This is a genomic window from Paenibacillus sp. FW101-FHT12H11 (assembly GCF_058790355.1).
The window spans coordinates 255,278-273,898 of the sequence record NZ_JBYTCO010000009.1; the positions used below are offsets into that span (position 1 = coordinate 255,278).

23 protein-coding genes are annotated in these 18,621 nt (G+C 45.7%); 8 read left to right on the forward strand and 15 right to left on the reverse strand.

Annotated elements, in window-relative coordinates; all coding sequences use genetic code 11:
- Positions 1-14 precede the first annotated feature (14 nt).
- Positions 15-695, reverse strand: a complete 681-nt coding sequence (locus AC3WTJ_RS27230) for a glycoside hydrolase family 73 protein (RefSeq protein ID WP_492524472.1) — start codon at positions 693-695, stop codon at positions 15-17.
- Between the two features lie 154 nt (positions 696-849).
- Between AC3WTJ_RS27230 and AC3WTJ_RS27235 the strand changes: the two genes are divergently transcribed.
- Positions 850-1,896 (forward strand): MerR family transcriptional regulator, encoded by a 1,047-nt coding sequence (locus AC3WTJ_RS27235; RefSeq protein ID WP_492524473.1) that lies wholly within the window; start codon positions 850-852, stop codon positions 1,894-1,896.
- Positions 1,897-1,970: 74 nt separating this feature from the next.
- The gene (locus AC3WTJ_RS27240) at positions 1,971-2,654 is read left to right on the forward strand and encodes a class I SAM-dependent methyltransferase (protein ID WP_492524474.1); all 684 of its coding nucleotides are present in this window, start codon (positions 1,971-1,973) and stop codon (positions 2,652-2,654) included.
- A 387-nt stretch (positions 2,655-3,041) separates the two neighbouring features.
- Here the strand turns inward: AC3WTJ_RS27240 and AC3WTJ_RS27245 are convergent, their stop codons facing one another.
- Both AC3WTJ_RS27245 and AC3WTJ_RS27250 read right to left on the reverse strand, forming a co-directional pair.
- Positions 3,042-3,413 (reverse strand): HesB/IscA family protein, encoded by a 372-nt coding sequence (locus AC3WTJ_RS27245; RefSeq protein ID WP_127452912.1) that lies wholly within the window; start codon positions 3,411-3,413, stop codon positions 3,042-3,044.
- Between the two features lie 144 nt (positions 3,414-3,557).
- Positions 3,558-3,737 (reverse strand): Spo0E family sporulation regulatory protein-aspartic acid phosphatase, encoded by a 180-nt coding sequence (locus AC3WTJ_RS27250; protein WP_492524475.1) that lies wholly within the window; start codon positions 3,735-3,737, stop codon positions 3,558-3,560.
- A 370-nt stretch (positions 3,738-4,107) separates the two neighbouring features.
- On the opposite strand from AC3WTJ_RS27250, the gene mqnE reads away from it, so the two are divergent.
- Both mqnE and AC3WTJ_RS27260 read left to right on the forward strand, forming a co-directional pair.
- Positions 4,108-5,208 (forward strand): aminofutalosine synthase MqnE, encoded by a 1,101-nt coding sequence (gene mqnE / locus AC3WTJ_RS27255; protein WP_492524476.1) that lies wholly within the window; start codon positions 4,108-4,110, stop codon positions 5,206-5,208.
- A gap of 45 nt (positions 5,209-5,253) precedes the next feature.
- Positions 5,254-6,318, forward strand: coding sequence for an NAD(P)/FAD-dependent oxidoreductase (locus AC3WTJ_RS27260; protein WP_492524477.1), 1,065 nt, complete (start codon positions 5,254-5,256; stop codon positions 6,316-6,318).
- Positions 6,319-6,326: 8 nt separating this feature from the next.
- Here AC3WTJ_RS27260 and AC3WTJ_RS27265 read toward each other — a convergent pair whose 3' ends face one another.
- Positions 6,327-6,581, reverse strand: coding sequence for a YuzB family protein (locus AC3WTJ_RS27265; protein WP_127452918.1), 255 nt, complete (start codon positions 6,579-6,581; stop codon positions 6,327-6,329).
- A gap of 97 nt (positions 6,582-6,678) precedes the next feature.
- Here AC3WTJ_RS27265 and AC3WTJ_RS27270 point away from each other — a divergent pair, with 97 nt between their 5' ends.
- Entirely contained in the window at positions 6,679-6,924 is a 246-nt protein-coding gene (locus tag AC3WTJ_RS27270; protein WP_127452920.1) for a NifU family protein, read from the forward strand.
- 55 nt (positions 6,925-6,979) lie between these two features.
- Here AC3WTJ_RS27270 and AC3WTJ_RS27275 read toward each other — a convergent pair whose 3' ends face one another.
- The 4 genes from AC3WTJ_RS27275 to AC3WTJ_RS27290 form a co-directional block, all read right to left on the reverse strand.
- Positions 6,980-7,768 carry an SDR family oxidoreductase gene (locus tag AC3WTJ_RS27275; RefSeq protein WP_492524478.1) on the reverse strand — a complete coding sequence of 263 codons (789 nt, stop codon included), beginning with the start codon at positions 7,766-7,768 and terminating at the stop codon, positions 6,980-6,982.
- Between the two features lie 7 nt (positions 7,769-7,775).
- Entirely contained in the window at positions 7,776-8,486 is a 711-nt protein-coding gene (locus AC3WTJ_RS27280) for a Cthe_2314 family HEPN domain-containing protein (protein WP_127452925.1), read from the reverse strand.
- A gap of 155 nt (positions 8,487-8,641) precedes the next feature.
- A complete protein-coding gene (locus AC3WTJ_RS27285; RefSeq protein ID WP_157319632.1) occupies positions 8,642-9,541 on the reverse strand; it encodes a COX15/CtaA family protein in 900 nt (299 codons plus the stop codon).
- Positions 9,542-9,756: 215 nt separating this feature from the next.
- Positions 9,757-10,101: a thioredoxin family protein gene (locus AC3WTJ_RS27290; protein ID WP_127452929.1), complete on the reverse strand. Its 345-nt coding sequence runs from the start codon at positions 10,099-10,101 to the stop codon at positions 9,757-9,759.
- A 187-nt stretch (positions 10,102-10,288) separates the two neighbouring features.
- On the opposite strand from AC3WTJ_RS27290, the gene AC3WTJ_RS27295 reads away from it, so the two are divergent.
- Positions 10,289-11,128 (forward strand): SPFH domain-containing protein, encoded by an 840-nt coding sequence (locus AC3WTJ_RS27295; protein WP_157319633.1) that lies wholly within the window; start codon positions 10,289-10,291, stop codon positions 11,126-11,128.
- A gap of 12 nt (positions 11,129-11,140) precedes the next feature.
- Positions 11,141-11,341 (forward strand): type II toxin-antitoxin system antitoxin, encoded by a 201-nt coding sequence (locus AC3WTJ_RS27300; protein WP_492524479.1) that lies wholly within the window; start codon positions 11,141-11,143, stop codon positions 11,339-11,341.
- 67 nt (positions 11,342-11,408) lie between these two features.
- Here AC3WTJ_RS27300 and AC3WTJ_RS27305 read toward each other — a convergent pair whose 3' ends face one another.
- The 6 genes from AC3WTJ_RS27305 to AC3WTJ_RS27330 form a co-directional block, all read right to left on the reverse strand.
- Positions 11,409-12,605 (reverse strand): hypothetical protein, encoded by a 1,197-nt coding sequence (locus AC3WTJ_RS27305; protein WP_492524480.1) that lies wholly within the window; start codon positions 12,603-12,605, stop codon positions 11,409-11,411.
- A 16-nt stretch (positions 12,606-12,621) separates the two neighbouring features.
- Positions 12,622-13,452: a hypothetical protein gene (locus tag AC3WTJ_RS27310; protein ID WP_492524481.1), complete on the reverse strand. Its 831-nt coding sequence runs from the start codon at positions 13,450-13,452 to the stop codon at positions 12,622-12,624.
- Positions 13,449-14,138 (reverse strand): ATP-binding cassette domain-containing protein, encoded by a 690-nt coding sequence (locus AC3WTJ_RS27315; protein WP_492524482.1) that lies wholly within the window; start codon positions 14,136-14,138, stop codon positions 13,449-13,451. The genes AC3WTJ_RS27310 and AC3WTJ_RS27315 overlap by 4 nt, the downstream gene beginning before the upstream one ends.
- The gene (locus AC3WTJ_RS27320) at positions 14,135-14,521 is read right to left on the reverse strand and encodes a GntR family transcriptional regulator (RefSeq protein WP_127452941.1); all 387 of its coding nucleotides are present in this window, start codon (positions 14,519-14,521) and stop codon (positions 14,135-14,137) included. Before AC3WTJ_RS27320 ends, AC3WTJ_RS27315 begins: the two co-directional genes overlap by 4 nt.
- A gap of 248 nt (positions 14,522-14,769) precedes the next feature.
- Positions 14,770-15,186, reverse strand: coding sequence for a DUF4183 domain-containing protein (locus AC3WTJ_RS27325; RefSeq protein WP_492524483.1), 417 nt, complete (start codon positions 15,184-15,186; stop codon positions 14,770-14,772).
- 30 nt (positions 15,187-15,216) lie between these two features.
- Positions 15,217-15,474, reverse strand: a complete 258-nt coding sequence (locus AC3WTJ_RS27330; RefSeq protein ID WP_407870961.1) for a DUF4183 domain-containing protein — start codon at positions 15,472-15,474, stop codon at positions 15,217-15,219.
- A gap of 302 nt (positions 15,475-15,776) precedes the next feature.
- Between AC3WTJ_RS27330 and AC3WTJ_RS27335 the strand changes: the two genes are divergently transcribed.
- On the forward strand, positions 15,777-16,949 hold the full coding sequence (locus tag AC3WTJ_RS27335) for a DUF2515 family protein (RefSeq protein ID WP_492524484.1): 1,173 nt from the start codon (positions 15,777-15,779) through the stop codon (positions 16,947-16,949).
- On the opposite strand, the gene AC3WTJ_RS27340 is transcribed toward AC3WTJ_RS27335, so the two are convergent.
- Positions 16,930-18,621 (reverse strand): putative polysaccharide biosynthesis protein, encoded by a 1,692-nt coding sequence (locus tag AC3WTJ_RS27340; protein ID WP_492524485.1) that lies wholly within the window; start codon positions 18,619-18,621, stop codon positions 16,930-16,932. The genes AC3WTJ_RS27335 and AC3WTJ_RS27340 overlap by 20 nt on opposite strands.

An 18,621-nucleotide genomic window follows, 5' to 3' on the forward strand; every position in this document is an offset into this window, starting at 1 on the left:
TTTTTTCGGCTATGTTAGATAATCCCTTTGCGATGAAGCACCGTCAACAAGCGGTAAAAGTCATAACTTCCGTTTTTCGGAGTATCAATAAGGCTCGCTTTAACCGCCGCATCAACCGCAGCTTTGGCCCATTCGGGCACTTCTTTTAGCTCCGCTTGTCCTTCTAATGCGCTTACTCTGGTCTGTAAGGCAGCAATTTGTGCCTGCAGCTGTTCTAACATTTTCACAACCTCCTCATCATATCTCGTTAATCCATTTGCTTGTATCAAATTATTCAGCTTACTTGCGTAAGCGAGATCTGTGGCGTAACCGCTGTTCTGCAAGGCTTGTGTTTGTTCTCCTGGACTTTTGGCGTTCCTTACATTCACATATCGGGGCAGCTGGAAGAGCAGATCTTGATCGCGAAAGCAGAATTCGATCGATGGATACGCGCGGAAATCACTAGGCACATTATCGTAACGCACACCGTTTACCATCTCCCAAGTCAAGGCCGATACTCTGTCTCCTGTCCAATAAGGTGTAAGCGCACCGCTGCCAACCTTATAACCTACCAAGTTGTTCCACGCATTCACATTTCCACCCGTCTCCAGAATCGCCTGTGCAATACGAACAGATGGGAAGATCGGTGAATGATCCAAACGAAGTTCTACAGCAATCGGAGCAATCAGCTCGATAAATGCTTGTCTAGTTACCATGCACTCACCCCCTTTTCCTAGTTCAAGCTAGTACTCTTTCAATCTATTCTATTCTTCCGTGAGCAAAAGGTTCCCCTTATGAGGACTCCGTCTCCGTCCCACTTTACTTTTCCCTTAGGTTAAGGTTTAGTAAGGAAAGGAGGGCTGATTGAATATGCAAATCAAAGAATTAGCAGAGAAGCTTAACATTTCTCCAAGAACCATTCGCTTTTATGAACAAAAAGGGCTGATTTCTCCCCACAAGCAAAAACACAATTTATATAGAAGATTTACGGAAAAGGAAGTATGGCGGTTACAAACGATCATTTCGCTGAGAGAAGCCGGGATGACGATTGAGGATATTAAAAAAGCGTTACCTCTGGCCGGCGACGATGATACCGAACAACTTCAGTATTATTTGGAAATGCAGCGGTCCATCATTTTTTCTCAGTGGCTGGAGCTCAAACAAATTATTGAAACGACGGATACAATGATCGATCTTTTAAAATATCAACAAACGCTTCCATTAGATGATATTTTCTTGTTGGCGGAAGGGTCCAAACGATTGAGAGAAACCAGAAAAAATTGGAATGACAAATGGAATTTCGACCATCAAGCCTTAACCCATGACAACAATGTAGTTAATAATGATAGAGAATATAAGGATTATGAGAAAGCTCTGCAAACTACAATCAATTGGGTTGCTCCCAAGGCGGGTGAACGGGGACTTGATATTGGAACAGGGACGGGAAATTTAGCAGGCAAGTTTCTGGATAAGGGAATTCCTATCGCCGGGATTGATCAATCCAAGGAAATGCTGAAGCTCTGTGGGCGCAAGCATCCTCAGATGGAACTTAAGCTGGGGAACTTTCTTGCTATTCCATATCTGGATGGACAATTTGATTTCATTGTAACCAGCTTTGCCCTGCACCATATTTCCGACGAACAAAAAATACTGGCTCTAGGCGAAATGCGCCGCGTATTGAAACCCCACGGTCGAATATGCATCACGGATTTAATGTTTGAAAACGATGATCAAAAAGCACAGTATATAGCTGATTTAGAGCGCCAAGGCAGAACGGATGACATCCAGCTGATTCTGAATGCATATTACGCCACGAGCTCTACGCTGCTCAGCTGGTTTGACGAAAACGGGTATATCACGAAGCATAAACAGCTGAATGAGCTGCTCACCATGGTTTATGCCGTTCCAATCCGCTAAATAAATAGTTGACCTTCTCCTTACGTCAATCCTTACGATGGACTTGTATCGTAATTTAAGGAGGATTTTGAACTATGCCTAACCATGATGAAATTTACAAACTAGAAGCAGAAACTTACGATCTGCTCATTTCTAAGCAGCCGAGTCTCTTAGAGGTAATCGAAAGCATCCACCCCGTTGAAGGACTAGACATCTTAGATCTAGGGGCTGGATCTGGCAGATTGACCCGTGTACTTGCCCCTAAAGCCAAATCCATTTTGGCCGTCGATGCATCTGAAGCCATGTTGCAAGTAACGGCCCATAGTCTTCAAGAAGCCGGCTTGCACAACTGGAGCATTCAGGCGGCTGACCATCGGACCCTCCCTGTCCCTGACAATAGCTACGATTTAATCGTATCAGGCTGGAGTATCTGTTATTTAGGGAGCTCTGACATTCCAAGTTGGCAAGAAAACATCCGCCAGGTGATGGCGGAAATAAAGCGAGTGCTGCGCCATGGTGGATGTGCCATTATTTTCGAGAATTTCGGAACGGGTTCGACTGTTCCTAGTCCCCCGAGTTTTCTGCGTGCTTACTATGATTTACTTAAAAACGAATTCGGGATGTCCCACACTTGGATTCGGACGGATTATCAATTTGACAGCTTGGAGGAGGCGGAGCGGCTGAGTCGTTTTTTCTTTGGTGATGAGCTGGCCCAGCAAGTTGTTAAAGAAGGGTGGATACAGCTTCCGGAGTGCGCGGGGGTTTGGTGGCTGCGCTAGAGAAGCTCAGAGTTCCCACTCCCTGTTCCTTATGGTGTGGCACCGTAAAATCAAAAAAAGAAGCAGCAAGATGATCCGCTGCTTCTTACCTATTATAAAAGAAGACTCAACGCTTCTATCCATTAGCCGGAAAATGATTCGAGGATAATTTTGACCAATAAGAACGGAAGAGCGCCAATGGAGATAAACGCATATAAAAATCCTTGCAAAAAGTTTCTAAACAGTTTCACCAAAATCACTCCCATCTAAATTCGTCAAGATTGTGAACTTTCTTCAATTATACTCCTTCTCTAACGAAGTTTTATGAAAATAAGATTAATTCTTTCATTGCTTGTCCAAAAATGGGCAAAAAAAAGAGCAGCTATAAGCCGCTCTCATCTTAATTAATTAAGCCTCAACCTTGTCATCGCAAGGCTCAGGTGTTCCTTCATAATCCGCCGGTTTGAAGGAAGATCCGCAACCGCAGGAAGCTACCGCATTCGGATTATTGATGGTGAAACCGCCGCCCATGCCCTTGTCTTCAAAGTCGATTTGGACGCCGTACAAATATTTGGCGCTTTCTTCATCCACAACCACTTTCACGCCGTGAATGGTAAATTCTTTATCGTCAGCCTTTTGATCATCGTCGAAGCCCATACCGTAAGAATACCCGCTGCAACCGCCGGCTTTGACGCCTAGTCGCAAGAACAGGTTCGGTGATTCTTCCGAAGCCAAAAGTTCTTTAATTTTATCACTCGCAGATTCGCTAATGTTAATCATAACGGAAATCCCTCCTTGATGTTTCCCATCGTGGGAAACTGGCATTATCCATAAGTTTCGTAATGCTTACTATCAAGTATACTCCTATTCCGTGCATTGCTCAAGGGCAGGTGCGCATACATGTCTAGCAAAGTTCCCAAAGCCTTACTGCTTGCGTTGTATCGCATAATATTGCAAGATCAACTGATCCAATTCTCGACTACACTGTTGCACTTCAGGATGCAAGAAACCATGCTCAGTGCCTAAAGCCACCATTTGGTCTCGAAGCTGTTCGATTGCTATATCTAATCGTTCCTGCAGTTCGGTCACGAAATATGTTGGCACGATATAATCACCTTTTAACCCTACGTAATCACATTGCAATAGTATACAGGAATTTGTTAATATTGGGAATAACCTTTTATGAATTTTGATAGCAAAATTTGTAGATTTCCTAGATTGTCAATTTATGTCCATGTTCATCATATTGCCCCCTCCCACAGGGAGGTTTATAATGATTAGGAAAGTTTGTACGTTTATTGAAAACTTAGAGAGACTTTGAGCTGACTCAAAGCTCCCTATATGTGTGAATTCCTGAACCGAACTGGCTGACAGGTAGGCGAGCCACTCACACCGCTAAGGCGCATGAAATCATCTGCAGATGGATGCGTCGATTCTTTATGTGCTTTATTTTGATTTCATAGGAGGAATGAAGATGAGTGTAATCACCACAGACCCGATCAAACGGATGGCGGAAATTGCCGACAAAGTTGAACACGGTCAACGTCTATCCTTGGAGGATGGATTATTTTTGTATGAATCGGACGATCTTCTGAGCATTGGCCAAATGGCAAACAAAGTAAACACACGATTGAACGGAAACAAGGTTTATTTTGTACAAAATATGAGTTTGTATTTCACGAATGTGTGTGAGGAGCATTGTGCTTTTTGCCATTTCCGCCGCGATGAGGGCGAAGAAGGTTCATACACGCTTACGCCAAGCCAAATGTTGGAGTACGTAGCAGAGCATTATAACCCGGAAATCAGAGAGTTCCATATTAGCCAAGGGCATAATCCTCATTTGCCTTTCGACTATTACGTTGATTGCATTCGCCAATTGAAAAATGCCTACCCTGATGTAACCATTAAGGCGCATACCGCGGCAGAAATTGAATTTTTCTCACGGATTAGCGGCTTAAGCTATCGCGATGTCTTGAAAACGTTGATGGATGCAGGCCTATCCACACTGCCAGGTGGCGGTGCCGAGATTCTAACGGAGCGCTACCGGTCCAAAATGAAGGTTGAAAAAGCTTCTTCCGAAGAATGGCTCGACGTTCATCGTAATGCCCACTTGCTTGGCATGAAAACTCACGCCACGATGCTATACGGATCGATTGAGACGAAAGAAGAACGCATTCGCCATATGATGCTTTTACGCGAACTACAAGACGAAACGAACGGTTTCTTGGTTTTCATTCCGAACTCCATCCAACCAGCCAGCAAAAACGCGGGCCTCAAAAGACGCGTACCTGCTTGGGACGAGCTGAAAACTATCGCGATCAGCCGTTTAATGCTGGATAATTTCCCTCATATCAAAGCTTACTTCATTAATATTGGTACGAAATTGACTCAGCTTTCCTTCACATTCGGTGCTTCTGATGCTCATGGCACGATCGTGAAAGAGAAGATTTCACACGCAGCTGGCGCGCTATCCCCTGAAGGACTTACACGGGACGAGCTTGTTTGGTTGATTCAAGGCGCTGGACGTACAGCCGTTGAACGCGATACCTTTTATAATGAAATCAAAGTGTATTAGTCATACTAGAGAAGAGAGAATAGTCAAGAAGGGATACGGAGTGTTATGAAAAAATTTGTGATTCTCGGAGGAGGTTATGGCGGTCTGACCATAGCCTTGAACATGCTGGAGAAAGACTTGCCGGAAGATACCATACTGGAAATGATCGATCGGAGTCCTTTCCAAGGGCTCAAAACGGAATATTACGCACTTGCTTCAGGGACAATTGCAGAAACACATATTCGAGTAGCTTATCCGGATGATCCTCGTCTATTGCTGACTTACGGAGAAGTGTCCTCGGTGGATTTGGAGAAAAAGGAAATTCTTTTCGAAGATAGAGAACCTGTTACGTATGATTGGCTTGTAATTGGTCTAGGCTGTGTAGATAGCTATCATGGCATCACGGGTGCCAAAGAGTTCTCCTCCAGCATTCAAACGCTGGCGCAAACACGCGCTACGTACCAACGCATCAATAACATCGCGCCTTATGGACAAGTTTCCATTATCGGCGGCGGTTTAAGCGGTGTGGAGATGGCTGCGGAGTTAAGAGAAAGCCGGTCGGATCTCAACATTCGACTCATCGACCGCGGTCCAAGTCTGCTGTCCGCTTTCCCGAGCAACCTGCAGCAATATGTGCGGGAATGGATGACGCAGCATCACATCGAGCTTCGCCCGAATGTTTCGTTATGCCGTCTGGATGGCGGAGAATTGTACAACGGGGATGAAATCATTCAAACAGATGCGACCATTTGGACAGCAGGCATTCAACCGAATCCAATTGTTGAAGCCCTGAACGTACCCAAAGACCGTCAAGGACGTATTATGTTAAATGAGTATCACCAAATTCCAGATCATAAAGACGTGTATGTTGTCGGCGACTGCGCTTCCCTGCCATTCTCGCCAAGCGCGCAAGCTGCGCAAGCGCAAGGGAAACAGATTGCTGAAGTGATGCAGGCCATTTGGAAAGGTGAAACGCCGCGGCTGGGTGAAATCAAACTCAGAGGTACATTAGGTTCACTCGGTAAAAAAGCCGGGTTCGGTATCATGGGTAAACGCACACTAATGACAGGCAAAATCGCCCGTATGCTAAAAAGTGGCGTTCTCTGGAAATCGAAACGCCACTTCGGGTAAGTTCAGGCTCAATCGCTTAGCAGATCGTACATCGCTTCAATCTCTTTGATCTTAGCAAGAATGAGTTCGTGAAGTTGATCTGCGTTCTCTGCGGCAATGATTTCGCCGTTCAATAGCGCATAGGGCTCCATGTAGCACTGTCCGCAATTACCAAGACAACCGTATTCGATGACATCATAGTCGGGATTTTGTTCTAGTGCTTTCATAACTTTCTCTGTTCCGTTGTGCATGTTGCTGGCGCAAAACTCTATGATTGGTCTCATAATAAAAATTCCACCTTATGTCGATATATTCAAGTTGAAAACCATTTTCATTTAATCATTATTGTAATATAATATTAAAAGAAAGGAGATGAATCAAATGTCTGAAAAAACAAAAGAAGCTATTTATGATGAAGTCCTTGAGGTTTTAGATAAACTTCGTCCTTTTCTACAACGCGATGGCGGCGACGTGGATCTCGTTGACGTAGAAGACGGTGTTGTGAAGCTGAAACTGATGGGTGCTTGTGGAAGCTGCCCGAGTTCAACCATTACGTTGAAAGCCGGTATCGAACGCGCACTTGTTGAAGAAGTTGAAGGTATAACTGAAGTCGTGCAAGTGTTCTAATAACGACTATATCATAAGAAAGAGCTTACCACTATGGTAAGCTCTTTTTGCTAGATTATTTGCGTTGATTAAGCACCGGCAGCGGCTGGATCGGGTCGAGTCCTCCAGATATATCCATGATGTTGCCTGTGATGAAATCAGAAGCCGGCAAACATAAGAATTCGATGACTCTGGCCACATCTTCGCCAGTCCCCGGTCTTCCTACCGGCGTTTCGCCGTCGACCTCCAGACGGGCCTCCTGCATCGTGCGCTCTTTATTTTTCCCGCGAATGTCGCCTGGGCAAATCATATTCACGGTAATCCCGTGGCTGGCTTCTTCTTCGGCCAATGTCTTCGTGAAGGAGACTAAACCAACCTTCGCTGCCGCGTAGACAGCGCGATGTGTCCAGCCTCTGGCTTCAGCGGCTCGTCCAAATCCAAAATGGATAATCCGCCCCCACCGCTTCTCCCTCATCATCGGCAAAACCAATTGATCAAGTTCCATGACGCCAAGCAAATTGCCGCGCATTAAATATTCAATTTCATCGACACCATAATCAGCAAAAAATCGCCGTTCCCGGAAAAAAGGCCCCGCATTATTCACGAGAATATCGATCGGGCCCAGCTGTGACGTTGTTTGTTCCACCATGCGTGTAATGTCTTCCCGCTTAGCGACATCGCCTTGGACGGCCATACTACGAACACCATAATCTTGCAAGTGATGGACAAGCTCAGCGGCTTCCCTTTCACTATTCACATAATTGACAGCCACCTGACACCCTTGTCTAGCCATGGTGATGGCGGTCATTTTGCCGAGTCCTTTCGCACTGCCTGTAATAAGAACCGTTCGGCCTCTTAATTCCATGGTCCTCTTACCCCTTTGCAATACTAGCCGTAATATAAGAGAATGCTATAGTTAAGGTTCGGCAAACCATATCAAATCCCTGCTGAAGATCCGCGACATTTGATTTTACATTTTCGACATGAATCCGATCCCCCGGATACGGCTCCTTTTGCATCAGATCATCCAGCATTTCGGCATTAATATAGTGAATCTCCATATTGCGTTGATTGCGCAGCCGATCGAGCGGAGATTTATAATCCATTTTGAGCGTATACAGCTGAACTTCTAGCGCCCCGTGAATTTTCTTCTCATGCATCCTGCGCAATACCGTAAAGTACGAATACCGCGCTTTCAGCACCTCCGTCTTGAGCTCGAATAAATCATTCATGAATGTACCCAATTTGTCCAAAATGGAAAACAGCCGAATGAAGGCATTTTTGAAAAAATAAACGAAAAGGCGATAGGCTTCCATCTCTTGCGCGTTCATATCCTCGAGAAACATTTTATTGATATGTTCAGCGTAACGCTCACAGCAGTATTTGCTCTGCTCAAGCTCGTCTAATGCATCAATGAACCCTTTACTCCAGATCGCTTGCCGATGGTATTTCGGGTAGTCTGAGGCCGTGTGGTGATGTTCCTTCGATTCCAGATGCTCAATAAACACTCTTACTGCATTGCCGGCCTCCAGCAGGAGCCCGCTGTCTACCCGCTCTGGTTCATGGAATAATGCTCGCAGCATGGGTACACCCCCTTTTTTAGTAAGCTTTATGGATGAACAACAATAGAAGTAAGTATGGGCATAAATAAAAAGAAATAGCCCTCTCTATAGTAAGAAGGCCTCTTCTCCCACAAAACCGTTCTGTCCTATTGCCAGAAGTCAGCCCTGTCAGGGCCTTATGCTTTGCGATCATATAGCGTAAGCACGCATAAATAACATAAAAATCCAAACATACCGGCAACGATTACCGCATGCACCATGCCAGTTAGCAAATAAGCGAGTTCATTCCCCATCGACCAAGTGACGACAGCTCCGCTGATAACTTGCAGGGATACTAGAATGAGTGCCCATTTGCTGCCAAAGCGCAATTTGTCTGAGCTCTGGTAGTAACGTTTTGCCTGAAAGTAAAGAAAGAGAATGCACAGGAACAGCAGTAAAGCCGCAATCCGGTGAGTAAAAACGATGCCCGTCGCACCACTAAGCTCAGGGATGACTTGCCCATTGCACAGTGGCCAGCCCGAACATCCGCCTGATGATACCGTATGACGAACGAAAGCACCCAAGTAAACAACAATATAGCTATAGATCGTCGTTATCCATACGATCGCCTTAAAGGAACTGCGAATGGCTGTATCTCTTTGAAATTGGCCCCATGGTGTGAATACAAGCGCAAGCAGCAGTGAAAACGCAAACGCCAGGAGGGATAAGCCAAAATGAAGCGCCAGTACGAGTGAAGATTGCGGCCAAACGACGGCGAGTGCGCCCATTACGGCTTGTACCAACGTCATTACAACGGTTCCAGTGATGAAGTATTTCGCATCTTTCCGTTTGACATAACGAAACACTAAGATGAATGTGGCAATCAGGATTAGCGTCACGATACCGACAACCAGTCGATGACTGTATTCGATAAACGATGATATCGTATGCGCCGGGACGAATTTCCCATGACATAGCGGCCACTCGTCTCCGCAGCCTCTGCCTGCGTCAGCCTTTGTAACCAAGGCCCCCATTGCAAGAATGAGAAACATGCCGATAGCGGACAAATTCGCTAGCCTTTGAATCAGTTTTTGCATGATTGCACCTACTTTTACGTCGTGACTTCTGTGGATCTTGTCGAATATTCGTTTGGTTCGTTTTCAATTATATCTTTAAAAAGTTGGCAAATCCATTCGCAATTGTTACAAAGCTCCGAAACCACCGCTATTCGGCCAAACTCATGGCGAAGTTGTGATTTTCACGCCATATCTAAAAAAACGACTCTGAAAAGAGCCGTTTCTCTTCCTTCTATTTATGGGGCAAGAGCACCTGATACCTCGAGAGCCCGATCAAGGAACTGCTCAATTTCTTCACGCGTTTTACGCAACTTGCTTACGAAACGAACAAGCTCTTTGCCATCGCGGAAAGCGATAAAGCTTGGAATACCGAGAATGTTCAGCTGCTCGCACAAATCCGGCACTTCGTCGCGATCCAGTTCAACGAAAGTAATCCGTCCCTTATAAGCTTCTTCTACAGCCGGCATGAATGGCTCAATAAAGTGGCAGTCTTTGCACCAAGTAGCTTTAAATACAGCGATCGTTAATACCGGTTGTGAAATTTGTTCTTGAAAAGCTTGTTCATTGGAAATTTTCAACATGATGAGCACCTCACTGCTTAGGAATTTATTAACTTATAGCATGCCCCAAAAAGCGTGTCAAGATTTACGAATGACAGCATCTTCCTCTTCGCGCGTATTTACATTATTAGTAAAAAGTGATATCATAATTATATCAAATAGATATTCAAATGAAATGGCTACTCCAACTTGAAAGGATGTTGATTACATGAAGGAAAAACAAGCTTGGTCCATTAATGGATTTCTTGGCATTTTGTTATTTATTATTGGCGGAGGATTAGGGGTTTTACTCCTGACACAGGAACGTATCTTGCCGGGTGTCATTTTAATCATACTTGGCGTTATCTTCGTTTCGACCATTACAGCCGTACAGCCGAACGAAGCTTCCGTCGTCACGTTCTTCGGGAGCTATCTAGGTACGATCCGGAAGAGCGGCTTGTGGCTCATTGTTCCATTTTCAAATCGCAAGAAAATTTCCTTGCGGGTTCGCAATTTTAACAGCGTCAAGTTGAAAGTCAATGATATCGAGGGCAATCCGATCGAAATCGCTGCCGTCGTCGTGTTCAAAGTCGTTGATACGTACAAAGCGCTATTTGATGTAGATAGCTATGAGAAGTTCGTCGAAATTCAAAGTGAAACGGCGCTTCGCCATGTAGCAAGTAAATATCCTTACGACCGATTCGACAGCGAAGGCTATTCGCTCCGGGGGAATGCCGATGAAGTAGCCGCTGAGCTTAGCCTTGAGCTTCAGCATCGTCTCTCGGTTGCAGGTGTCGAGGTCATGGAATCTCGTCTCACTCACCTTGCTTACTCAACCGAAATTGCAAGCGCCATGCTTCAGCGTCAGCAAGCTTCAGCTATTTTATCCGCCCGCCAAACGATCGTTGACGGAGCTGTCGGCATGGTTCAGATGGCCATCGCCCGCCTCGAAGCCGAAGGCTTGCAGCTCGATGAAGAGAGGAAGGCGGCCATGATCAACAATTTGCTTGTAGCCATTGTATCGGACCGCTCAGCGAATCCGGTCATTAATACCGGTTCGCTATACTAAACGGACACCGCTATGGCTCCTAAGAAAAACTTCGCGCTCCGACTCGATCCCAAGCTCTATGAAGCTTTGGAGCGCTGGGCGGAGGATGAGTTCCGGAGCGTTAACAGCCATATTGAGTATTTGCTTCGAGAATCAATGCAGCGGGTGGGACGATTGCCGAAGGTCCGCCCCTACGGATCTGACTCGGAAAAAGATGAGCAAGTTGATTCTTGAAGGTGTGCCGGGCAGGCACCCTCACCATTAAAAAACCCCCTGACCTTCGTAAGATCAAGGGGTTTTACTACTTTACAGTTATACTATTGATCATTAAATTGTTTAAATCCAACCCGTCTTTACGTGCAACCTCGCCTTGATAGACGATCCTGCCTGTATCTAAATCAACTACAGCCACACCGGGACTTTTCCTTCCGTAATAATTCATATAAAGCCGGTTATCGGCAAACCGTTTCATTTGAACGTGCAGCTCGTCTTGCATCCAATCCTTCAAATTGATTTTTACGTCGCTCTGCAGCTTCTTTTCCGCCAAATTATAATGAACAACCCGCGATTGATCATAGATGTTCATGGGAGTAAAATACAAATCGTCGCCAGAATAATCAATTCTAAGTTCTTCGGGTTTTCCATTCATGAGCAGATCACCGACGACCTCGTTTTGAACAGTTGTCATTTGGCCGTTCCAAATATCGTAGTACAGAAGCTCCCGATTCAAGATATCTTTCTTCGCATTCAATGCATAGGAGGTTCGATCGAAAAGCAAATAACGGTTCATCTTCATCATATCAAATGATATAAGTGCGGTCGTTGTCTGCGACGTATGATCCTGAGATACACCAGTCGCAATCAACTGCTTCCCTTCTATGCTTTTTTTATCAAGATCCACGGTATAAATAACGTATTTAGCGTCTTCAGGCTGCGAATATTTGCTAGTCTTTTGATATTGATTAACCAACAGCTTCATGCTCTGATCTTTCACATAGACATCCAAAACATTGATGTATTCATTCTTTTCTTTAGGCAGTTTCACCTGAAAGGATAGACTGCTCTTCTTTGCTTTCTCCATCACAGAGATGTCAATCATATCCGACTGGATCTCATTCTTTTTAAATCGAAAGTCATATTGCGCATATGCAATCAGCTTTTCATCCACATATAAAGCACTGAGGTTCTTTTTCCCTCTCATAAAAGAGCGATATTCCTTGAATAATTCCTGCAATTCATCTTGGTAAAAATAGGTTGAATCCAGCCTCTCCCAGAAAGAATTCTTATCGTTCGGATACTCGCTCCCCGCTGGACGTATGGCGATTGGCTCAGACGTATATTGTCCTCTAACCGTTAAATGAGAAACTTCCTCTTCGCGTCCTCCCAATGTTTTGAGATAATAATCGGGTTTATCGACTTCAGACGCAGTGGCATAATATATACTAATCGTTAAAACAACAAATGGAATAAGGACTACAAGTATCCAATAACGTTTCATTGTCCGGGGCGCCTCCTTAAACGGTTACTTTTTTACGCAACAAATAGGAACTGAACCATAATGAAAGGGCTGTGACAAGGATCCCCATCACCAGTTCCAGCTGAACAAGCTCGCTTGGGAAAAAGAAATCCGGGACCCATACTTCTGAGATCATTTCAGGCAATATGATGAGAAACACTGCCGCGCCGGTATAGAGGATACCCGCTGCAATCCCTTTGAAACGAAAACTGCGTTCGAGTAAAACGGCTGTGAACAATATGATTACACTCACCACACCTGCTCCGTAGTACAGAGCAAATTCCATGAAATACGAAGGAAGCAAGATTTTGAGTATAGGATGGTGCCGAATGATTTCCGAGACTGTCACGTCTTGTCTGAATTCACTTGGAAGGAACGCCTTGAAAGCCGTAATCCGAACGTACAACAGTAGGAATTGGTAAGCAACAAGCCCCCAAACAAACAAGACAATGGAGCACAACTTAGCCAAGTAGACATTCATTCTCGAAGTTGGCAGCATAAGCAGCCTGTAAGCAAACGTGCTTCTCCCAATCCATTCCTTATACCAAATCAGAAAAATATAGAGGAGAAGCGTCACACCGCATAGACTAATAGACCAATCAAATAGGATATTATCATATCCATTCAAGCTGGCCTTGCTATAATTCTGGACATATTGGACGGCAGTCATTGATTGGCTTTCCATCGCTCTTTCGGCATTTTTCATATAATCATGCGTATATAACCAAACGTCCAATAATTGCAAAAGCAAGGTAATAACGAACAATGCGCCATAAAATTTGCTAAAACGGGCAATCTCCCAGTTCAGCAATTTTCCAAAGTTGCTCATGCCAAATACACCTCCCTCATAACATCTACGACGGATTTCCCTTCCTTGGACCGCATTTCCTCCGCATAAAATTGTTTCAACACCCGGCCTTGTTCAAGCAGCACAACTTTGTCAATCAGATGTTCAATATCGTGGATTTCATGCGTCGTTATCAGAACTCCTCGGTCTTCAATCAGATGGCTGGTGAACACAGCCGCGATCTGCTCACGGCTGAACATATCAATCCCCGAGAAAGGTTCGTCCATGAGCAGGTAATCAGCGTCCAAGGAGAGTCCGAGCAATAAGTTTGCTTTCGCCGAATTCCCCTTGGACAATCTGCCCAGCCGGTCTTCCTTTTTCAATTTAAAAAAAGCTAGCAGATCCTGTGCCCGCTTCTCATTCCAGTTCTCATAGAAGTCCTGCATAAACTGCATGGCATCTCCTATTTTCATAGAGGAAGGCATCGTCAACGTATCAGGAATAAACACAACTTTCTCATACGCCATCTTGTTAACGGGCTGGCCGTCAATTCGAATTCGGCCACGTCCTACGGGAGTCAGACCCATAATAGCCTTCATGATTGTCGATTTGCCGACGCCGTTAATGCCAATAAGACAAGTGATTTCTCCCTTTTCCGCTGTGAAAGAGACCTCATCCAGCACATTTTTTCTCCCATATTTCTTAACAATTTGATCGACTTCTATCATTCTTTAACCTCCCTTGCTCGCTCTGCTTCGTACTTCTCTTTGACAAATCGAAGCAGGTCATCCGTGGGGAGTTCAATCTTTTTGATGGATTGTATAAAGACCTCCACAGCCTCCTGAATAAGCTCTTGACGAATCGAATTTAAAACCTGCTTGTCCGTCGTTATCCGACTAGGGGAATTACCCGCGGTTGTTATCAAATGTTGCTCCTCCATTTCTTTATACGCCCTCTGTACCGTATTGGGATTAATTTGGAGCAAACCTGCAAGTTCGCGTCTAGATGGAATTTCCTGGCCTGCAGCCAACTTGCCTGTTGCCATTTCTTCTTTAAAATGCCGGACAACCTGCAGATAAACCGGATCGCGATTGTTAAACGTAATGTTCATCTACCCATCTCCTATGTACTTCCTTAGTAAATATGGATAATTATAGTGTGTGTATTAATTGACTCATACACTAAGTGTACTATACCCTTCATACACTTCTTTTGTCAAGCAAATAACTTCTATATATTTACTTTTATGAATTGTAATCGCCAATTTCTAATTTCTTCTTCAATACGACTAATAGATCACATCAGGTACAACAAAAAAAAACATCCCTGCTAGCCTAAGCTAGAGGGATGTTTTCCGTATTACACGGTAACTGTAATAACAGGTGCAGTAATCGTCGGTTCAACCGTAACGTCAGATGTTGTATTGGAGAAATCGGAGACTTCGAGAATGACCGGCGTACCAGCTGTAGTTGCTGTTGTAGCTAAAACCAGGGATGCTGTTGTTAGAGTGGACAATCCCGCCATTTGCAGCACACCGTTGACATACACGTTGAAATAACCGTCTGTCGGAGGAGCTGGAAGGTCTGTTATCGCATTTCCGTTATCATCTAAAAAGCTTGCTGCTGGAATCGTTGTATCTGTCGTAATCATACCTGCTGTAAGAACTGCACTATATCTTGTAACAGCAGGATCCACCGTTGTTTCAACCTCAGTTCCACTAGCTGTTGGTGCGGAAGCTGTGGCGGTCACAAAAAGTTTAATCAGAGACGCTGCCATAATTTCACCCCCTTCCCTAATTCCCAATGGCTATCTATAAATACGGACGCTTTGGACAATGATGGGGACCCCTTTTTCTGGAACATCCTCTGAAGTTAAAGTTAAAGCTCCTTCCCGTATATGGTATAACGTTCGAGGCTGCAGAACACCGTTCACGAAGACTTGCCGATACGAGATCATCTTCGGACTTGGAATAGATTGAATCCCGTATCCGGGAGTCTGATCTTCGTTGGTATACTCCCTTTTCTCCCCATCGGAGATGGCATAGAAGAAATAGGTCTGCGCCAAGAACTTGACGCCTAGACGTTTGGTTCTATGCCTGGACTTTTTTTTTCGCCGTTTCGACGCCTTCTTCGGGCATGGACGACAACTTGCCACATACAAGTTCATGCTGATGTAAATCACCCCGCCAACGCTGACTTCTGTTAGTTCATTTTATGCATAAAATAATGCCAGTAATTGGATTAAATTATCAGGTACTTCCCCCATTTATGGAAAAAAGCAGCCTTACATGCGCGGCATCCTCACATACCTGCGAGTAAACGGGCTAACAATAAGGAGATGATGCAGGTGAGGTCGAGGAGGTTATTATGAGATCAACACAGTTGGAGATCATCCCTTTATCCAAAAACATCGCAGAACGATTTGAAAAGGGGCTCACCCAACAATTAGAGCTTCTTCGAGGCGGTGTTCAGCCATTTCCTCTTACAGCGGAGGAGACACGGATCGTGGAAGACATACGGGCGCGAACCCGGAAGGAGAACCGGAATAACGTAACACGCACAATGGCCTATTGGGCCTGTTACCAGAAGCACCCCGAGCTGCACTGGGCTCTGTTAGCCCATATGGTCTCCCGCAACGGTGGTTGGAACATGACCGATCTGCATGGCGATCTCCTGCCGCACCTTATTGACGGTGATCAAGTTGAGCATCTGTTTGCTTTTCTGGAACGCGCAAACGGGCTTATTTTTCAAGATGCTTATCCACAATTGCTGCTTTATGACGAAAGTAAGAAGCGCGAGAAGAACCTATTTCACTTGCTTCCCCATTTGAATATTTCCATCTGGATGGTCCCTGTCTGGCATGAGTTTTGGACGAACCCGGACTCCGCCGCGCTGACGATTGCTCTTATTGTGAATGAACAAAATTATATCGAGCAGCGAATTGTCCAGAAGGGCAAGTTCCGAGAAACCGTTCTAGATAAGACACTTTTTAAAGCTCAGGGCTGGATGCAATTGAATCAAATTGCTTTCCCCTTTTGGTCCCAGTCCGCCAAAGCGGGCTCCCCCCAGCCTCGTCTGGCTGGACTCATTCTCGAGAATTTTGCCGACATAGCTGAACGCATAGCCCTTGGGAAAGGCCTTTACGCGGTTCTAATCGGAGTGCCAGAAGTGCTGCAAGGTGTACTCCGCTTCGCCGCATCGACGCCCCACACGGGTTCACGCGCCGACTATTGGCCTTACTTATTTACCCCCATACAAAAAGCCCCCCCTGATCATCTCTATCAGGAGAGGCTTGATGGCTGCTTCCTCAAGAAGGGAAGCTCGCCTTTGTATAGTCCTACACTTGAGACTGTATGGCCGGATCGGCCGTTAATGCCTGTAGAGCCTGGCGACTGGTTTCAAAATGTTGAGACGCCAATTGGTTATTTGCAACCTATCGAAGTGCCGCAGACCTTTGATTTAACCCGAGCCATGAGCGAAGGGCTTAATAGCATTGAGCTCGCCATACTGGCAGCGCAGGCTATGAACGTCGTCCGATAAGGCGGCTTGCTTTGCCGATCAGCTTTTGAACGGGCGCTGGGAAATTCTTGACATCGTCCTTCGTAACCACACGCGTCGCCATGAGCATCAGCGGGTATAAAGCAGCCGTGAAGCCACAAACAAGTATGGCGTTGATCCCTTCGTTGATCCTGTACAAGCTGGTTGGATGTACATAGGTGTGGGTCAACCACTCAGCCGCGATGCCTAAGCCGGCAATGACCACAATTGAAATCGTTAAACCGATGAAGCGCCGGCCAAGAATGGTGAAGCTCACTTCTTTGCGCAGCGTGCGCAAATTGAGCCATGACATAGTGATGAAGCAAAGCCCTGTGGAACCAATAATCCCATAGATGCCGAACCATGGAGCGAGCAAGAAGCTGCCGGCAAGCTTGACCGCAATACCAACGGCAACATGGAGCATCAGCGGTTTCATGCGGCCCATGCCCATTAATACGGCACCTGAGGTCTGCATGACAATTTGGAACATAGCGCCCAAAGTCAGCAAGGAGATCATGTAAGGTCCATGACTCATCCCATAGGCTGTATCTTCATGTCCGAACATGAAGAAATCAAGCGGACGGGCAGCAATAGCGATAACGAGCACCGCAGGCAATCCCGATAAAATAGACAGCTGCAGCACTCTGGTTGTTTGATGCCCTACCTGTTTCAGATCTTTGCGGGAGTACGCTGCTGAAATGATCGGTACAACGGATTGACTGAGCGCAATCGCCAAAATAATCGGGATGCCCGCCAGAGATTGCGCCCGGCCCCCGATAATCCCGACCAAACCAAGCGCCTCGCTGCTGCCGATCTTCCCTTCCAAGAGGGGAATGATGATTGACGTATCGATCGCATAGACCAAGGTAACCGTCACTGAGAAGATGACGATGGGGATCGAAAGCTTCAGCAGGCTGCGGTAGATGTCCCTATACCTTGCAGGTGCTGTTGCAGCTGCCGAGGAATGTCCAGCGGCGGTTTCATTAGCCGCAGCGTGAGATACATTTTCTCTCAGCCTTTGAGCATCCCTGCGTTTGAGCTTCATCGCATAGTAAAGCATAACGGCAAGTGCGGCAATTCCGCCCATCACCCCGCCGAATGATGCGCCTGCTACCCCCCAAGCCAAGCTAATGTTTAATAGAATAAAGGCAAGACCAATCGAGGTGACCAGTCTGAAAACTTGTTCCACCACTTGCGAGACCCCGTTAGGCATCATGTTTTGTCGGCCTTGGAAATAACCGCGCATAATTGCAATCAGCGGGAAGAACAACATGGCCGGTGCGATGGCGCGGGTAGCCAGTGTAGCATCTGGACCGCCACGTGAAATTTGTTCCGCGTAAATCGGCGCAAACACATATAACAACACAGTCATTAGCGCGCCGGCAACGATAGCAAATAAAATGGCTGCGCGATAAATTCGCTCTGCCTCGGCAGGTCGTCCAATCGCGTATTTTTCCGATACCATTTTACTTAAAGCGCTGGGAATCCCTGCTGTCGCTACAACAAGAAGAATAGAGTACAAATTAAAAGCTATCGAATAACTGCCCATTCCCCCCTCGTGCAGCAGGTGCACCAGCGGAATACGCTGAAAAACGCCGAGAAACCGCGCTACAAGCGCGGCTACGGTGAGAATGAGCGTCCCTTTTACAAGAGAATCTTTGGTTTCCTTCGTCAA

What these genes read in the sequence shown, in the direction of transcription:
- AC3WTJ_RS27235 (WP_492524473.1), top strand. Translation starts at nt 850, where the DNA reads ATGCAAATCAAAGAATTAGCAGAGAAGCTTAACATTTCTCCAAGAACC.
- AC3WTJ_RS27320 (WP_127452941.1), bottom strand. Translation starts at nt 14,521, where the DNA reads ATGAACATTACGTTTAACAATCGCGATCCGGTTTATCTGCAGGTTGTC.
- AC3WTJ_RS27335 (WP_492524484.1), top strand. Translation starts at nt 15,777, where the DNA reads ATGAGATCAACACAGTTGGAGATCATCCCTTTATCCAAAAACATCGCA.
- AC3WTJ_RS27265 (WP_127452918.1), bottom strand. Translation starts at nt 6,581, where the DNA reads ATGAGACCAATCATAGAGTTTTGCGCCAGCAACATGCACAACGGAACA.
- AC3WTJ_RS27290 (WP_127452929.1), bottom strand. Translation starts at nt 10,101, where the DNA reads ATGTTGAAAATTTCCAATGAACAAGCTTTTCAAGAACAAATTTCACAA.
- AC3WTJ_RS27325 (WP_492524483.1), bottom strand. Translation starts at nt 15,186, where the DNA reads ATGGCAGCGTCTCTGATTAAACTTTTTGTGACCGCCACAGCTTCCGCA.
- AC3WTJ_RS27230 (WP_492524472.1), bottom strand. Translation starts at nt 695, where the DNA reads ATGGTAACTAGACAAGCATTTATCGAGCTGATTGCTCCGATTGCTGTA.
- AC3WTJ_RS27285 (WP_157319632.1), bottom strand. Translation starts at nt 9,541, where the DNA reads ATGCAAAAACTGATTCAAAGGCTAGCGAATTTGTCCGCTATCGGCATG.
- AC3WTJ_RS27305 (WP_492524480.1), bottom strand. Translation starts at nt 12,605, where the DNA reads ATGAAACGTTATTGGATACTTGTAGTCCTTATTCCATTTGTTGTTTTA.
- mqnE (WP_492524476.1), top strand. Translation starts at nt 4,108, where the DNA reads ATGAGTGTAATCACCACAGACCCGATCAAACGGATGGCGGAAATTGCC.
- AC3WTJ_RS27260 (WP_492524477.1), top strand. Translation starts at nt 5,254, where the DNA reads ATGAAAAAATTTGTGATTCTCGGAGGAGGTTATGGCGGTCTGACCATA.
- AC3WTJ_RS27315 (WP_492524482.1), bottom strand. Translation starts at nt 14,138, where the DNA reads ATGATAGAAGTCGATCAAATTGTTAAGAAATATGGGAGAAAAAATGTG.
- AC3WTJ_RS27245 (WP_127452912.1), bottom strand. Translation starts at nt 3,413, where the DNA reads ATGATTAACATTAGCGAATCTGCGAGTGATAAAATTAAAGAACTTTTG.
- AC3WTJ_RS27275 (WP_492524478.1), bottom strand. Translation starts at nt 7,768, where the DNA reads ATGGAATTAAGAGGCCGAACGGTTCTTATTACAGGCAGTGCGAAAGGA.
- AC3WTJ_RS27270 (WP_127452920.1), top strand. Translation starts at nt 6,679, where the DNA reads ATGTCTGAAAAAACAAAAGAAGCTATTTATGATGAAGTCCTTGAGGTT.
- AC3WTJ_RS27300 (WP_492524479.1), top strand. Translation starts at nt 11,141, where the DNA reads ATGGCTCCTAAGAAAAACTTCGCGCTCCGACTCGATCCCAAGCTCTAT.
- AC3WTJ_RS27280 (WP_127452925.1), bottom strand. Translation starts at nt 8,486, where the DNA reads ATGCTGCGAGCATTATTCCATGAACCAGAGCGGGTAGACAGCGGGCTC.
- AC3WTJ_RS27310 (WP_492524481.1), bottom strand. Translation starts at nt 13,452, where the DNA reads ATGAGCAACTTTGGAAAATTGCTGAACTGGGAGATTGCCCGTTTTAGC.
- AC3WTJ_RS27295 (WP_157319633.1), top strand. Translation starts at nt 10,289, where the DNA reads ATGAAGGAAAAACAAGCTTGGTCCATTAATGGATTTCTTGGCATTTTG.
- AC3WTJ_RS27240 (WP_492524474.1), top strand. Translation starts at nt 1,971, where the DNA reads ATGCCTAACCATGATGAAATTTACAAACTAGAAGCAGAAACTTACGAT.